The organism is Chryseobacterium sp. MYb328, assembly GCF_037572595.1.
GTDB classification, from domain to species: domain Bacteria; phylum Bacteroidota; class Bacteroidia; order Flavobacteriales; family Weeksellaceae; genus Chryseobacterium; species Chryseobacterium pennae.
The window spans coordinates 15,322-30,581 of sequence record NZ_JBBGZQ010000039.1; the positions used below are offsets into that span (position 1 = coordinate 15,322).

Annotated in this window: 15 protein-coding genes; 5 read left to right on the forward strand and 10 right to left on the reverse strand. The window is 35.8% G+C overall.

What is annotated here, in order from left to right; genetic code table 11:
- Positions 1–116 precede the first annotated feature (116 nt).
- Together WH267_RS24250 and lpxK are read right to left on the reverse strand one after the other, a co-directional pair.
- A complete protein-coding gene (locus tag WH267_RS24250; protein ID WP_340011553.1) occupies positions 117–932 on the reverse strand; it encodes a purine-nucleoside phosphorylase in 816 nt (271 codons plus the stop codon).
- Complete coding sequence (gene lpxK, locus WH267_RS24255) at positions 913–1,941, reverse strand: tetraacyldisaccharide 4'-kinase (protein WP_115970279.1); 1,029 nt, start codon at positions 1,939–1,941, stop codon at positions 913–915. The genes WH267_RS24250 and lpxK overlap by 20 nt, the downstream gene beginning before the upstream one ends.
- A gap of 107 nt (positions 1,942–2,048) precedes the next feature.
- Between lpxK and truA the strand changes: the two genes are divergently transcribed.
- The 3 genes from truA (at position 2,049) to WH267_RS24270 (ending at position 5,085) form a co-directional block, all read left to right on the forward strand.
- Positions 2,049–2,780 (forward strand): tRNA pseudouridine(38-40) synthase TruA, encoded by a 732-nt coding sequence (gene truA / locus WH267_RS24260; RefSeq protein WP_340011555.1) that lies wholly within the window; start codon positions 2,049–2,051, stop codon positions 2,778–2,780.
- 23 nt (positions 2,781–2,803) lie between these two features.
- A complete protein-coding gene (locus WH267_RS24265; RefSeq protein ID WP_340011556.1) occupies positions 2,804–3,157 on the forward strand; it encodes a hypothetical protein in 354 nt (117 codons plus the stop codon).
- Between the two features lie 173 nt (positions 3,158–3,330).
- Positions 3,331–5,085: an ABC transporter ATP-binding protein gene (locus tag WH267_RS24270; RefSeq protein WP_340011557.1), complete on the forward strand. Its 1,755-nt coding sequence runs from the start codon at positions 3,331–3,333 to the stop codon at positions 5,083–5,085.
- 107 nt (positions 5,086–5,192) lie between these two features.
- On the opposite strand, the gene WH267_RS24275 is transcribed toward WH267_RS24270, so the two are convergent.
- The 6 genes from WH267_RS24275 to WH267_RS24300 all read right to left on the reverse strand — a co-directional run bounded on the left by WH267_RS24275 (position 5,193) and on the right by WH267_RS24300 (position 10,300).
- Positions 5,193–5,708 carry a hypothetical protein gene (locus WH267_RS24275; RefSeq protein WP_340011558.1) on the reverse strand — a complete coding sequence of 172 codons (516 nt, stop codon included), beginning with the start codon at positions 5,706–5,708 and terminating at the stop codon, positions 5,193–5,195.
- A 231-nt stretch (positions 5,709–5,939) separates the two neighbouring features.
- Positions 5,940–7,724 carry a GEVED domain-containing protein gene (locus WH267_RS24280; protein ID WP_340011559.1) on the reverse strand — a complete coding sequence of 595 codons (1,785 nt, stop codon included), beginning with the start codon at positions 7,722–7,724 and terminating at the stop codon, positions 5,940–5,942.
- A 60-nt stretch (positions 7,725–7,784) separates the two neighbouring features.
- Positions 7,785–8,399 (reverse strand): class I SAM-dependent methyltransferase, encoded by a 615-nt coding sequence (locus tag WH267_RS24285; protein WP_340011561.1) that lies wholly within the window; start codon positions 8,397–8,399, stop codon positions 7,785–7,787.
- The gene (locus WH267_RS24290; protein WP_340011563.1) at positions 8,396–8,989 is read right to left on the reverse strand and encodes a hypothetical protein; all 594 of its coding nucleotides are present in this window, start codon (positions 8,987–8,989) and stop codon (positions 8,396–8,398) included. Before WH267_RS24290 ends, WH267_RS24285 begins: the two co-directional genes overlap by 4 nt.
- On the reverse strand, positions 8,979–9,449 hold the full coding sequence (locus WH267_RS24295; protein ID WP_340011565.1) for an RNA polymerase sigma factor: 471 nt from the start codon (positions 9,447–9,449) through the stop codon (positions 8,979–8,981). Before WH267_RS24295 ends, WH267_RS24290 begins: the two co-directional genes overlap by 11 nt.
- On the reverse strand, positions 9,449–10,300 hold the full coding sequence (locus WH267_RS24300; RefSeq protein ID WP_340011567.1) for an alpha/beta fold hydrolase: 852 nt from the start codon (positions 10,298–10,300) through the stop codon (positions 9,449–9,451). Before WH267_RS24300 ends, WH267_RS24295 begins: the two co-directional genes overlap by 1 nt.
- Before the next feature lie 434 nt (positions 10,301–10,734).
- On the opposite strand from WH267_RS24300, the gene WH267_RS24305 reads away from it, so the two are divergent.
- Positions 10,735–10,950 carry a hypothetical protein gene (locus WH267_RS24305; protein ID WP_115970288.1) on the forward strand — a complete coding sequence of 72 codons (216 nt, stop codon included), beginning with the start codon at positions 10,735–10,737 and terminating at the stop codon, positions 10,948–10,950.
- A 74-nt stretch (positions 10,951–11,024) separates the two neighbouring features.
- Here WH267_RS24305 and WH267_RS24310 read toward each other — a convergent pair whose 3' ends face one another.
- Entirely contained in the window at positions 11,025–11,777 is a 753-nt protein-coding gene (locus WH267_RS24310) for a DUF3575 domain-containing protein (RefSeq protein WP_340011568.1), read from the reverse strand.
- A gap of 184 nt (positions 11,778–11,961) precedes the next feature.
- Here WH267_RS24310 and WH267_RS24315 point away from each other — a divergent pair, with 184 nt between their 5' ends.
- On the forward strand, positions 11,962–14,046 hold the full coding sequence (locus WH267_RS24315) for an outer membrane beta-barrel protein (protein ID WP_340011570.1): 2,085 nt from the start codon (positions 11,962–11,964) through the stop codon (positions 14,044–14,046).
- Positions 14,047–14,173: 127 nt separating this feature from the next.
- Here the strand turns inward: WH267_RS24315 and WH267_RS24320 are convergent, their stop codons facing one another.
- Positions 14,174–15,172, reverse strand: a complete 999-nt coding sequence (locus tag WH267_RS24320; protein WP_340011571.1) for a T9SS type A sorting domain-containing protein — start codon at positions 15,170–15,172, stop codon at positions 14,174–14,176.
- Positions 15,173–15,260: the final 88 nt, after the last annotated feature.

A 15,260-nucleotide genomic window follows, 5' to 3' on the forward strand; every position in this document is an offset into this window, starting at 1 on the left:
AAAATTTATATTATTGATAATTTCTATGAATATTGTATAGATCAAGGATAAACTCTCTCCGAGAGTAAACGTTAATTTTTAGAAAGAATATTTTTTGAGATTGAAGCAGGGGGGGGCTATTGGTAATTTTTAATCAAGCCTTTCACTACGGTAATTACATTCGGCATTGCTTTATTTGCGGCATTTAAAACTTCTTCATGAGAAACAGCAAAAGCAATGTCTGGCCCGCCAAGATCAGTAATTACAGACATACAGAATGCATCCATTCCCATGTGTCTGGCAACAATTACTTCAGGAACGGTACTCATTCCTACCATATCACCACCGATGGCTTTAATCATTCCGTATTCGGCAGGAGTTTCAAAAGTAGGGCCTTGCAGGGCAACGTAAATTCCCTGATGGATTTTAATATTGTTTTCTGCAGCAGCCTGTTCGGCTACCGCAATCATTTTTTTGTTGTAAGGTTCGCTCATATCCACAAATCGTGGTCCAAGCTCGTCGATATTTTTGCCACGAAGCGGATGTTCAGGCATCATATTGATGTGATCTTTTAAAATAACGATATCTGCAATACTGTAGTCAGGATTTACGCCGCCACAGGCATTGGAAAGAATAAGATTTTTAATTCCCAATAGATGAAAAACTCTGATCGGAAAAGTTACGGTTTCCATAGAATGCCCTTCATAATAATGAAAACGGCCACTCATCATCAATACTTTTTTCCCTTCCAGTATTCCATAGATAAGCTTTCCGGTATGTCCTACTACAGTAGTCTGTGGAAAATTGGGGATATCTTTGTATTCTAAAATATGGATGGGTTCTACTTCATTCTGCAGTTTACCAAGTCCGGACCCTAAAACAACAGCAAAATCAGGAGTTTCCTGAATGATATTTCTAATGAAATCAGCTGTCTCATGAATTTTTTCTAACATAATCTAAGATGATTTGATTGAATTCTTCCTTCTTATCAATAATGACATTGATAGGCCAGTAGTAAACAATTTCTCTAAGATAATCAAAAGTTTTCAGACGAACATAATCTTTCTCTGTGGTTAATATCAGCTTATATTCTCCTAATTTTTTATACTCCGCAAGGATTTTTTTTATATCATCATCCGTGAAATTATGATGATCTCTGAATTTCAGATGGGTAACTCTTTTTGAAAATTTTGCCAGATGTTCCAGTAATGGTTTAGGATTCGCAATTCCGGTAATCAGTAAAATATCGTAATAGTTCAGGTTATTATCCGGAAGCATTTTATCTTTTCCGTATACATTTTCATCATAACCGATAGATGAAAAGAATACTTTTTGGTTATAAGAAGGTCTGATTCTTGAAATATAATACCTTTTGGTTTCCTCCGTCAGTTCATCAGGACATTTGCTTACCATAATGATATCCGCCCTCCTTGAGCCAGCTCTGGATTCTCTAAGGTCTCCGGCAGGAAGAAGATAGTCTTTAAAAAACGGATCATTAAAATCAGTCATCAGAATATTGAACCCTGCTTTGATTGCACGGTGCTGCATTGCATCATCAAGGATCAAGGCTCCGAGATCCATATCTTCGATTACTTTTTTGGCTCCGGGAACACGTTCTTCTGAAACAGCAATGACAAAACGGTTTTTAAAACGTTCAAAAAGCTGCATCGCTTCATCCCCTACAATCTTGTAGTTGCTTTCATAATTCGTTACTTCATAGCCTTTGGTAAGCCTTCCGTAACCTCGTGAAAGAACTCCGGTTCTGTAATGTTTGGATAAATACTGGGCAAGATACATCACCATTGGTGATTTTCCGCTTCCGCCCACGGAGAGGTTTCCGACATTGATTATCGGTGTTTTAAATTTCGTTGATTTAAAAATCCCCAGATCATACATTGTGTTTCGGATACCCGTTACCATATGATAAGCAAGGGAAAAAGGATAAAGGTACCATCTTTTCATACGAATGCAAAAATAGGAATTTTCATAAGCATTGGAGTAATATTCTCAAAGAGTTTTCAACAAATATTTGTTAAATTAAAGTATTTTTGTGGAGTTATAATAATACTTTGAGATACTTTATAGAATTTTCTTACAACGGAAAGAATTATTTCGGCTATCAGATACAGCCGGACGCTATTTCCGTGCAGGAAGAACTGGAAAAAGCCCTTTCCACCATTTTAAGAGAAGAGATTAAAACTACCGGTGCTGGAAGAACGGACACAGGTGTTCATGCCAAAAAAATATTTGCTCATTTTGATACGGAGCAGGAATTGAGCGATGAACTTCCACGAAGACTGAACAGTTTTCTTCCACCGGATATTTCCATTGAAAGAATTTTTAGGGTGAAAAATGATTTTCACGCCCGTTTTGACGCCACCTACAGAACCTACGAATATTATATTTCGTTGGAAAAAAATCCGTTCACCCAGGAATCTGCCTGGCAGCACTGGAAAAGGTCTTTAGATATAGATAAAATGAATGAAGCTTGTAAGATTCTTTTTGAATATGAGGATTTTACCAGTTTTGCCAAATTAAAAACCGATAATAAAACGAACATCTGCAAAATATATATTGCAAAATGGGAACAGAATGGAGCTGAACTGAAGTTTACTGTTTCTGCCAACCGTTTTCTTAGAAATATGGTTCGTGCTATTGTGGGAACAATGGTAGAGGTCGGTACAGGAAAACTAAAACCGGAAGACCTCCGAAGAGTTATTGAAGATAAAAACCGTAATGCTGCCGGAACTTCTGCTCCTGCCCATGGATTGTATCTTGTGGATGTAGGTTACGAATTTTAAATAAAAACTAAAAAACTATAGTCATGTTATCAATTCTTATTCTTATTGGAGCTTACCGGTATTACGCACGGTTAGCAGAAAAATTCGGAAAAGTGAAATGGCATCTGGGGCTTCTGGCTATAGGAGTTTACCTGGGAACTCAGATTATTTTAGGAATGTCTTACGGTGTTTATTTAGCTTCCACTGATCCAGAGGCTGTAAATAATGTAAGTTATACAGGTTTTTCTGCGGCTAATCTGGTAGGTTGGCTACTTTCTCTTCTTGCAGTATGGGGTGTTTATCTGCTCCTTGAAAGAAAATATAAGCAAGAGAATCTGCAAAAGCCCTCTATAGAAATTCAACAGATCGGTAAGGGTTCGGAAGAATTGCAGAATTAAAAACAACCCTTTCAACATACTCAATAAAAATGAGGGTAACTGCGAAAGATATTCATTCTGTAAATGATAGGTATCTTACATTTTCTATAACGATTTGCAAAAGTTGTACGGGCTGACAATTTATAAAGTCTTATTTTTGCATAGAATTTTAATTCTTTTCTTCGATTCGTATAATGAAAAAACAAGATACCTGGGGAATTGTAAAAAGGCTGTTCTTTATCGGAATGAAGTTTCGTTCTTGGTTCATCCTTACTTTAGTAATTTCCGTAATACTCTCAATAGTTTCTACTTATAGACCATACCTTACCATGAATGTGGTGGATAATGACATCACAAAGCTACAGGACAAAGCTTTGATGATGAAACATATCTATATCCTTGTGGGATTGGTGTTTGCCGAAACGGTTTTAAACTTTTTCCTAGTTTATTTTTCAAACTTTATCTCCCAGAATGTAATCCGGGACATTAGAGAGCGATTATACTTTAAACTGATTTACTTTAAAACATCTTTTTTTGATAAAACTCCTATCGGTCAATTGGTAACCCGTGCTGTAGGAGACGTAGAAACCATTGCAACAGTATACACGGATGGATTTCTAATGGTTTTTGGAGATATTCTGAGAATTGTATTTGTATTGATTATGATGTTCAGTACAAACGTTCATCTGAGTTATATTACCTTGGCCATTCTGCCTTTAATGGTGGTGATTACAAGATTTTTCCAGAAAAGGCTTAAAAAAGCTTTTGGTGATGAAAGAAACTGGACATCAACACAAAATTCTTTTGTACAGGAAAGACTGGCAGGAATGCCCATTATTCAGGTATTCAACAGACAGGAATCTGAGTTTAAAAAATTTGATGATATCAATATTACGCTGAAAGGAGCATTGCTGAGAACTGTTTTCATTTTCTCATTATTCTTCCCGGTAGTAGAACTTATTTCATCATTATTTATAGGATTTATCCTGTTTTATGGAGGATATATTACCATCAGTGCCGGAGTAGTGATTGCTTTTATACAGTATATATCCATGCTGATCCGTCCTTTAAGACAGATTGCAGACCGTTTCAATAATATCCAGAGAGGAATTGTAGGCGCTGAAAGAGTATTGGGATTAATGGATGAAGAAAATTCTATGACCAATACAGGAACAGTGAAAAAAGATCACTTTGCCGGTAAAATTGAATTCCAGAAAGTGCATTTTGCTTATGATGAAAAGCAGGAAGTACTGAAAGGTATTGATTTTAAAGTAAATCCCGGAGAAACAGTGGCCATTGTAGGAGCTACAGGAGCCGGAAAATCTACAATTATCAGCTTGATCACAAGATTGTATGATATCAATTCAGGAAATATTCTTATTGATGATGTGGATTTAAAAGATTATGAACTTTATAATCTGAGAAGCCATATTGGGGTGGTATTGCAGGATGTTTTTCTGTTCCACGGAAGTATTTTTGAAAATCTGGCGTTTGGTGATGATAGTATTACACTGGAAAAAATAAAAGCAGGTGCTAAGGAAATTGAAGTAGATCAGTTTATTGAGAAACTTCCAGGTGGTTATGACTATGTGGTAAGTGAAAGAGGTTCTTCAATCTCTTTAGGGCAAAGACAATTGCTGTCGTTCCTGAGAGCTTATCTGTCTGATCCTAAAATTTTAATTCTGGATGAAGCTACTTCTTCTATTGACCATGAAAGTGAAAAACTGATTCAGCGAGCTACGGAAAAAATTACCAAAAACAGAACCTCTATCATTATTGCCCACAGGCTTTCCACGATTGAAAAGGCGGATAAGATCATTGTGATGGAGCACGGTAAAATTGTTGAAGAAGGAAAGCATCTGGAACTTCTGGATAGAAATGGATATTATGCCACTCTTTACAAAGCACAGCTTCGACATGAAGTGGAACTTGAAGAAGAAAAGAAGTAATAAATAAAGAAATATAGGATTTATTAAGAAATCTCTAGTTCAATATTTGAAATACATAATGGCTTAGAAAATAGTTGAGAAACTATGCTCTAAGCCATTATAATTTATTAATTAATGTCAGATAAAATCGTATAATTTGAAATGTTATTAACATTTTGAACCGCAGCCATGCTGAATTTATAAGCATTGAAAATCTCCATGCTGACAATCCATCTCAAGGTATTACCCTCTCTAAAATAAATTTTTCCGGTTGTAACATCATGAATTAAACCATTATCTGCAAGTAATGGACTGTCAAATCCTTTTGCGGTAAGGACTGTAGCTTCCATACGTGAATTAAAAGTATATCTGAAAGTCTTAGGTGAAGTAAACAGACCATTCCATGTCATTTCTGAAGCAACATGCCTCCAGCTTCCTCTGAAAAGAATGCAAAAGTATACATTTCCATTTTCAGTTACTTTAATAAAATCTCCGTTTTTACTGGATATGGGTTCTCTAACTCCTTTTGCCTGACTTTGAGTCGTAGATATTGTTGGTGATGTCAATACAGTATTTTCATTGTCATCATTAGAACAAGAAAGGGCGAGTAGTGCCAGAAATGAAGCACAAATAATTTTTTTCATAGAAATTAGTCTATTATTTATTTTAAGCCTCAAAGATATATGTTTTAAATTATTTTATCACTATTTGGTGTAATATAATGTCTTTATTTCTTTTTATAGCGGCATAAAATATCAGTGTAATATTCAATAATAATATCAAAGTTTTTCGATTTTTTTATTTTCCAAAAAAAGATTCAATATTACTATTAAAAAAGAGAGCTAATTGCTCTCTTTTTTGTTTATTTCATTTAATTAAAACTGTAATTTTTTAGTCAGTACCTTTCCATCTTTTAGCACTACATTTACTGTGATGATTGTGCTCTTTTGATTGATGGGAAGTCTAAATTCGGAAGCATTGATGTCTGTTCTGTTTACCAATAGCTTTCCTGATGCATCATAGATATGTAATGAAGCAATTTTTGATTCCCCTTTTACATATACTGAATTTTCATCCTTGGTGATGAATGAGTTATTCTTTGAAGTTACATCGTTTACAGACAATGTAGCCTGTGGTACTATGGTGACGGAATAATCTTCTACTTGCCCATATTTTGGTGTATAACATGATGTGATGATAGTGCCTGCTATATCACCAATAACTCTCATTCTTAAAGGAGTATTCAATACAGCACTTGATGGAGGAGTTACGGAGGCGGTAGCAAATGAGCCATTAGCTACCCCTGTCTGATTCAAAATAAGCTCTGTAGTTTCATCAAATTGGCCATCATTGTTGTAATCAATATAGGCTTTTATAAGGTGGTTGTTGCTTGTTCCCGGAGCAACAGCGATTGTGGTTGCTGTGTTGCTAGGAATTGTGGTTTTACTGGTCCCCAGGCAATAGCTTCCGGTAAAATTTTCATAGAAATTATTGATTGGCTGTTTGTAATTGTTGGAAGAATTGTTGATACTTCCAAACTTTACAGCAGTAATTCCGATGTTATAATTTCCAGGAGTGCTTATTGTTGTTGGAGTACATGCATTGGTAAGGGATACATTATTATTGGGGGTTATACTTGAAGTAACCGGAGAGTTGATTAAGGATTGTCTGAACTTAAGAAGTTGTGCTGTGGCACGATCGGTTTGTCCTTGGGTAAACAAGTCTCTGAAGCAAAATGTATAAGACATTACATTTCTTTCTCCACCAGCATATACAAGGCTTGTACATGGGTTGATTTGTCCGGCCTGGCAGTTTCTTGGAACAGAAGCATGATAAAGACTTTTCATAGGTTCAGTATCACATACCAAATCTCCATTCAGGGTACAGTCGGTATTTACCGGGCAATCTCCTGTAGTAGCATTATAGCCTTCGTGGGTGTGTCTTAACCCTAAAGCATGACCAAATTCGTGGGCTAAAGTCTGTGCATTGACTGCCGAGGCACTCGTGGCCATGAAAGAATAATCGTTACTCCCTCCTGGATAATAAGCATAACCATTTAATCCACCAGCGTTGGAAGTTAGTTTTTTCACAACATAGATATTATAATACTTGCTGGTATCCCATTGCCCCATAGCAGTGATTTCTGTTGCGGGTACTGCATTCGTCGTATTGTCATCATTTACTCCGCCGCTTACGTATTTTGGAAGTCCGGAAGCATCAATTCTATTGATTCCATTGGTTGCATTGCAATTAGGATCTATCTTCGCAAAAACGAATTTTACAGGTAAAGCTGAACTTGTAGCAGCCATTCCACTGGATGGGCTACCTGCAAAAACACCATTGGTATAGTTTACCCAGGCAATAATATCTGCATCAGACTTATTATTAACATTTCCTATTGGGCTTCCGTCACCTACAACGTGTACAACGATGGGAATTTCATATATCTGGTTTTGGCCATTCTTAGCAGCCAGTTTTCCAGTTTTTATCATTTTGGATAATTCCAGATTGAAGGTTTCATCCTGGATCTTTTCGTTCGGGAACTTAGCATAATGCTTTTTCATTAATTCGTCAGTTCCACATTCTAAAAATTCTACATTCTGTGAATAAAAATTTGAAGATAGAGTTGCTGTAATAAGCAGAAATAATAGTTTTTTCAAAGTTATTTATTTAAGTGTTGTTTTTTTGTCCGCCAAAAATAAATAAAAAAACTATAAAAATCAGTGCTTTTTAAAGCTGCAGAAAATAAAGTTTTGGGTAGTATCGAAAGGAGTAGTGTGATCTTCCCCAATACATTGAATCTTATCGAAATCTCCTTTAAATTTTGTAGAAAGAGATTCCTCATCATATTGCTGAATATCAAGTCCACTGCATTTAGCAGGCCCATTTTTGGAAAAAGTTCCTAAAACAAGGAAGCTATTAATACTTTTCTTTGCAATGTCAATATATTTTGCAACCTGCTCTGAAGTTGTCAGGAAATGGAAGGCAGCTCTGTCATGCCAGATATCATAGGTTTCTGTAGGCTCAAAAGTGGTAATATCTGTGGCAATCCATTTTACTTTCTCAGCCTTATGTCCCAATCTTTTCTTAGCTTTTTCCAAAGCTCTGGCAGAAATATCCAATACGGTAATGTTTTCATAACCTTCTTCAAGCAGAAAATCAACAAGATTACTGTCTCCACCACCAATATCTATAATTTTAGCCTCTTTTCCCAATCCGAAAGAATTAATAAAATCAAGAGAAGTCTGAGGCTTTTTCTGAGTCCAGCTTACCTGATCTGGATTTTTAGTTTCGTAAACATTTTCCCAGTGGTTTTTATTGTCGGAAGAATTCATATTTCCTTTAACTGATTATTTATTTCCTCAAATTTATTAATTAATCCGTCAATTTTCCCCTGTTGTTTCTTAATTGTTTTAGGTCTGATATAAAACCAGTTGAAAGCGATCCACAATAGAGTAACGGCATAAGTCAGAATTGCAGAAAAAGATGACATTTTTGAAGCGTATTCATACATATACAGGCATATTCCGAGAAACAGCATCATGAAGTATATATTAAGCATGGTGGTCTGCATAAATTTCTGTTTGTTCTTTACCCGATAGAGATTCTGAAGATAGTCGCTGTTGGATTGGGTGTTATCAATTTTATAAAAGATCATAAACATCCTGTTGTAAGCCAATAGAAAGATAACCATAGCCAGAATAACAAGTACGATTCCAATCTTTGTACTGATCAGTTGAGGCTGATAACGATACCAGATAAAAGCAATACACAAGCTGGTTGCAATCAGTAAAAGGTTAGCAAGGATAAGTTTACGAAGGTTTTCATTTTTAAATTTTTTCAGAGTATTGAGAAGCTCTTCTATATTAGGTTTCTTGGAAGTCTGCTGTTTCCAGATATTTTTAAAATCAATATTAGTATCCATTGTGCTTAAATTTTTGTGTTAATTTTTCTTTGATCCTGTGGATTTTTACCCGGATGTTAGATTCCGAGAGTCCTGTAATCTGAGCTATTTCTACCTGCTTTAGTTCTTCCAGTTCCAGAGAGATGATAATTCTGTCTGTTTCCGGAAGCTCTGAAATAAACTGATAGAGCAGCATTATCTGAGGTTCCATAGATTCCTGTCTTTTCTCTTCCAGATTAATGGGTAAATCTGTTTTAGAAAATCTTTTTTCTTTTTCTATCTGTCGGAGGCAGTTGTTGGAAGCAATTCTGAAGATCCATGTTCCGATTCCTGATTCATTTCTGAATTTCGGAAGTTGCTGCCAAACGATGATGAATGTTTCCTGAGCAAGATCCTGAGCGAGGTCGGGATCATTTACATATCCCATGCACAAGCGGAATATTTTTTGCCAATAGGTTTCGTAAATATCCTCAAATACCATTATTTTGCGGATAAAAAGTTATTAAGCTGGTTAAAATACCATTCTTTGTCATCATACATAATGAAGTGTAATCCTTTTGTGGAATATTGAAGATTAGCATTTTTAAGATTGGAGTACTGTGCTTCAATGGATGGTTTCATAAATACAAAATAAGACTCTAAAAGAATAAGAGAGGGGCACTGTATGTTTTTGATAGTTTCCCTAAGATCTGTATTAGAGAAATCACAATACATTTTTGCGAATGTTTTTCTGTCAGATTTCATACTCCAGTTAATCACAGTTTCCTGCATAGAAGTGTCAGCCAAAAGACGTGGGATAGTCTGAGTCTGCATTTTTCGAAAGTCTTCATCGGGCATTGCTGTAAACTTACTGATGGTGGTTGAGCAGTCATTGTTTTCCTTGGATTTAAAATTAGGGTCGGAGATTGCTGCCAGGCAAGGTAACGTATCTACAATTACAATTTTACCTGCCAGCTCAGGATAATCTGAAGCAATTGCCAGAGCGAGTCCACCACCCATACTGTGTCCAATGATAATGGGCTTTTCAATTTTATTGTTCTTTATATAAGCTGCAATTCCCCTTTCCCAATCTTTGAAGCTGGCCTCAGCATTGGGTTTTGCTCCTGCAAATCCTGCCATAGTTAAAGTATAACAGGTGAAATCTTTTTCAAACTTTGCAGTTGTTTCGTTCCATACATCTCCTGAAGATGCAAATCCGGGAATCAGAATTAAAGACTGTTTTCCCTTTCCGGTTTTTTTCACCTCAAATGGGTATGCTTTTTCCTGACCAAATATATTACATACTGCTGCAAAAAATAACATGATGATAAGAAGGAATGTGAATTTTTTCATGATTTCTAAAGTTTTAAGGTTTATTTGTCTTTTAGAGACGAGAGTTTTTAAAATGTTACACTATTTTTTAGTTTTTTTTGAAAAAATATTTTTTTTCGTTGAAAAGGCTTACTGTAAAGGAAAATGTATGTTGAATTTTTTTTTACCATCTTCTTAGGGGGGGGTGCATTTTCTTAAATAAATATGATAAATATCATGATGAGTACGATGTATACGTTTGTTTCTCCGTATTCCCTCTCTGGTGGGTGATTAATTGTGGTTGTGAAATGAATTATGTTTTGGTTATTTTGATAAATAAAACGAATAAATAATGGTATAAAGGTGTTTATATTGATAAAATTTGCTAAATTTATTAAAAATTTAAGTCGCTGCCCCGGGAAGTGATGGGGTAGGTCGGCAAAAATGAAATTTTAACTAAAAACTTAAAAATATAAATGAGCAGTAGTATCCAGGATGAATTTAAAGTCTTTAAAGACGAGCTAAAAAAACTTAATATTGAAGTACAGAAAGTCGTAAAAGTAGGAAACGGAAGTATGGATTTTCATGAAGTTTTCTACAAATCACCACGATATGAAGAGGTGAAAACTGTGTATGTTCAGCGTCATAATCTGGACAGTATGATAGAAAAATTTAAACAAGCTTACCATTAAAATAAACCCGGCGTTGCAGATTCTCTGCGGCGCCGGGTTTATTTGTCTGATATTTCATAAATCAAATTTTTGTATTAAAATCTGTATCCCAAAGAAAGTCCACTTCTGAAGCCTGCCCACGGCCCGTCCACTTTTATTTTTGCTCCATTAGCATTGGTTTCCACAGTGTATTTTACAAACGGAATATCCAGATTTTCTATTTCTTTTTTTAATTGTGACTGCATATCTGATGTAAGAACATAATCAGAAGTCATCGTAAAGTCACCTTTTCCACTTCCGTAATGAGCTCCGGCAATCCAGAAATCAAGGACCAGATTCTGGCTTCGGGTAAGGAAAAACTGAACTCCTACCATAAGTCCGCCGCTATTGCCCTTTGTATTTCCCTGCCCTTTAAGGGGGATCTGATAGGTATTCCCATCCGGTCCGTTATAATCATAGTAGAAATCAAAAGTATTGGAAGAAACATCCGAATAGCGGTAATAAGGAGCGAAATAAAATCCTTTTCCATATCCTTTCCCGATATAGAACCTTGGTTCAATGGTGAAATTGGTAGCTTTTACTCTTAGGTTTTCAAATCTTTTTTCATCCTTATCCTTCAGAAAGGCATTGATAAAAGGGACTTTGCCTTCCGGCATTGTTCCGAAACCAATATTCAGGGAAAGCCATTGATTAAAAGCCCGCTCATAAGACAGGTTGATATTCCTGAATGCATAAGCGGTAACATTCGTCTTGACGATATTCATCTTTTCAGCTGAAATATTTTGTTCCTCCTGTGCCTGCAATACTGAAAAAAGGAGACAGGGGATGAAGAGCATTACTTTTTTCATAATCTTATATTTTGTGGTGTGAAAAAATAGCAGCAAAAAGCGGGCTGAATTTAACATAATAATTAAAATTCACAGAAAAAACACTTAATTTGTCAATGGTATTGGTGTTTTTTTATTTTAAAATTAAAGGTAATGTAATACATTTCAGGAATAGATTGTCATAAAAGTATAATCCATTTCAGACATGAGAAAAACTATATATACCATTTGCATTCTTTGTGGAACCTTCGTTTTTTCACAGGAAGTAAAAAATGATACGGTGAGTACTTCAGAGACAAAAGAGCTTCAGGAAATTATTGTAAAGGCACAACGTAAGAAGCAGTTTGCTGATAAAGCAGTGTATACTTTTGATAAAGCCGCTCTGGAAAAAGCCCGGTATGCAAAGGATTTGCTAAGTACACTTCCTGAGCTGCAGCTGGACCCGGTTTCAAATACGATTACAAGTACAAAAGGAGGTACTGCTTTATTTCTCATAAACGGAGTGGAAGCTACAGACATGCAGATCAGAAGTGTAGCGCCCAGTGAAGTGGTGAAAGTAGAATATTATGATATTCCACCGGCAAGATGGGCAACAAGAGCAGATATTGTAGTCAATATTCTGACCAGATCTACTGAAACGGGATATGTTTTTGGGGCAGAAGGATTTTCAGCAGTGAATACAGGCTTTGTAAATGCATCTGCGTATGCTAATTATACAAAAGGCAAGAATGATATAGGATTGGAATACTCTCTTAATGTAAGGGATTACAATGACAGAAGGGTAAACAGTATTTATGATTATCAGTTGGATGGTAAACATTATCGGTCTAATGAGGACAGGAAAGATCATTTTGGCTATACTTATCAGTCTGTAGCATTGCGTTATACCCGTTTGGTTCCTGATAATTATGTGTTTCAGGCAAAAATGAATATGAATATTTTCAGCAGGTTTTCAAAAGGAACCGGACAAAGTATTTTTACAACAGATAATGCCATTGAAGAGCATGCAATGTTTAAAAATAATGGTTCAGATTATGTAATTCCTAAGCTGGATCTTTATTATTCTAAAAAAATAGGTCTAAAAGATGAGTTGAGCATTAATGCTGTAGTTTCCGATTATACCACCAATTCTTCAGAAACAGCTAAAGAATGGGTTACAGGAACCGGTCTTTCCGTATATGACAACGATATGATTTTAAAGGCTAAGCAGACAAGTTTTGTGGGAGAGTTGGCAGGTACTCATGATTTTAAAGCGGGAAAACTTTCGTCGGGATATCGTATTTCAAACTCTTCAATTTCCAATGACCTGAACAATCTTTCCGGATACACTCAATATAAGGTTACTTATCTGGAGCAATATCTTTACAGTGAATTTGCCGGGAAAATAGATAAGTTCAGCTACCGTATCGGGGTAGGGCTTACCAATATTCATAATAAAAGTGCAGAAAATACCTTTGATGAGTGGTCTTTTACTCCAAAAGTAGTGCTGGCTTATCAGCTTAAAAATAATCAGAGCATCCGGTTTACCAGCAGTTATAAACCTATAAGCCCATTGAGTAATGCACTCAGCAGTAATGTCGTTCAGCTCGCTCCCAATATTGTACAGAAAGGAAACCCTTTCCTTACATCTCAACAGAAATGGACCAATAGCCTTACGTATTCGTTGAACAACAAGTATTTTGATTTTAATGTGAATGTGTCCTATTCTTACACAGACCGGGTGATCAATCAGTATTATATTTTGGATAATACTTTTGGAGGTTATGCACTGACTTATGAAAACGGAAAGTATGCTCAGCAGGTTGGAGCCTTTATTTCAGGGTCTTTTAAGCCTTTCGGGAACAATGTTTTAGTGGTAAAAGCTAATTTGGCTCCCACTTTTGAAATGGTAAAAACCGGTACCGGGGCAGTAATTAAAAATGATTATCTCGCCAACTATTTTGTACTGTCTTCCGAATATAAAAATTTCTCTGCTCAATATCAGTTTAATATCCCAACGTACAGTCTTAGTGGTGCTTTTTTGAATACTAATGAGAATCAGAATAATGTTTTTATCAGCTATAAACATAAAAACTTTACTTTTTCTACAGGGATGTACTGGATAGGAATGCCTTCCGAATATAAAACGAAAAGCTTATCTGAAAGTTTGGTGGATTATAAAGTTCATACACAGATCATGAACAACAAGTCTATGTTTGTAATAGGCCTGAGCTATGATTTTTCTAAAGGAAAAAAAACTGAGGTTCAGAAAAAACTGAATAATGATACAGCACCGGCGGCTACTTTCTAAAAAATGCTGGAAGCGAGATGCTGGAAAATACTAAAGGCATAAAGAGAATTATAATTATTCTTTAGGGCTTAAAACAAACAGATCAAAAAAATCTCGTTCATTAGCTTTGAACGAGATTTTTTTATTATCATTTCTTGATGAATTTTATATTCTTTTTCGTTTCAGAATTTTTACCACTTACCTCAATGAAATAAGAGGCGGGTGGAAGATCAGAGATCTGTATGTTTCCTGAATTCATATCTGCAGTTTTGATAAGTTTTCCATCCAGACTGTAGATATTCGCTTTTGAATAGTTTTCTGTATTTCCTTTAAATCCAATAAAATCCTGTGCAGGATTAGGATAGATACTAAAGCTTTCTTTTTTATTTACTTCATGTGCTGCCAGTGTTGCGATAGTCAATGCCAGAGAACTGGTGGTGGTCTGGTTGATGCTCAGGGCAGGTACCGATAAGTTGACTGTAGTAGAACTCAGCAGTGGATATCTGTGAGAAGCATCATAGTAAGAATAAGCGGTATTGGTAACAGAACCCAGAGGGTTTGAAAAGGTGATGTCCAAAACAGAATATAAATTAAAATTCTGTATAAATTTTACCCGGAGAATATTATTATAAGTGTGACCACCCAGGATCAATGTTCCATAAGCATCGGCCTCAGTAGAAGTAGTACCCACACATATTCCGTTAATTAAAGTTGACGAAAAAGTTCCTTTGGCGGTATCATTCTGAGCAGGTCCGTAGGTAATAGGATAAGTCATATAAGTCCCATTATCCATACTCAGATTCAGAGTAACCTGAGGGTTTACAATTCCTGTGATCTCTAATTTTGTGGGGGAGGCTTTGTAAAGTATGGAGGTTGTTCCTTCAAACATTTTAATATTGGTGCCTGGGAAAGTAGTGATTTCACTTGCTGCAGGGGGTAGATAACTTACTAGCGCCGGTGCACCCAAAGTAAGACCGTTGTTTGAAAATGTAGCATTGGCTCCGGTTGCAGAATTATCCACAGTTCCGGTGATGATTTTGTTGTCCACAACATCGTTGAGGATAGGATCATGAGAAGCTTTGGTAAGCGTAATCTGCGCTGAAAGCATAGCAGAAGCTCCCAACAGAAAAAGGATAGATTTTTTCATGGCCAAATTTTTTATTAAAGTTAGCTAAAAAGATGTGTCAAATTTCATTGCAATGTATTTTTAATGAAATATTTAAATAATTATATCT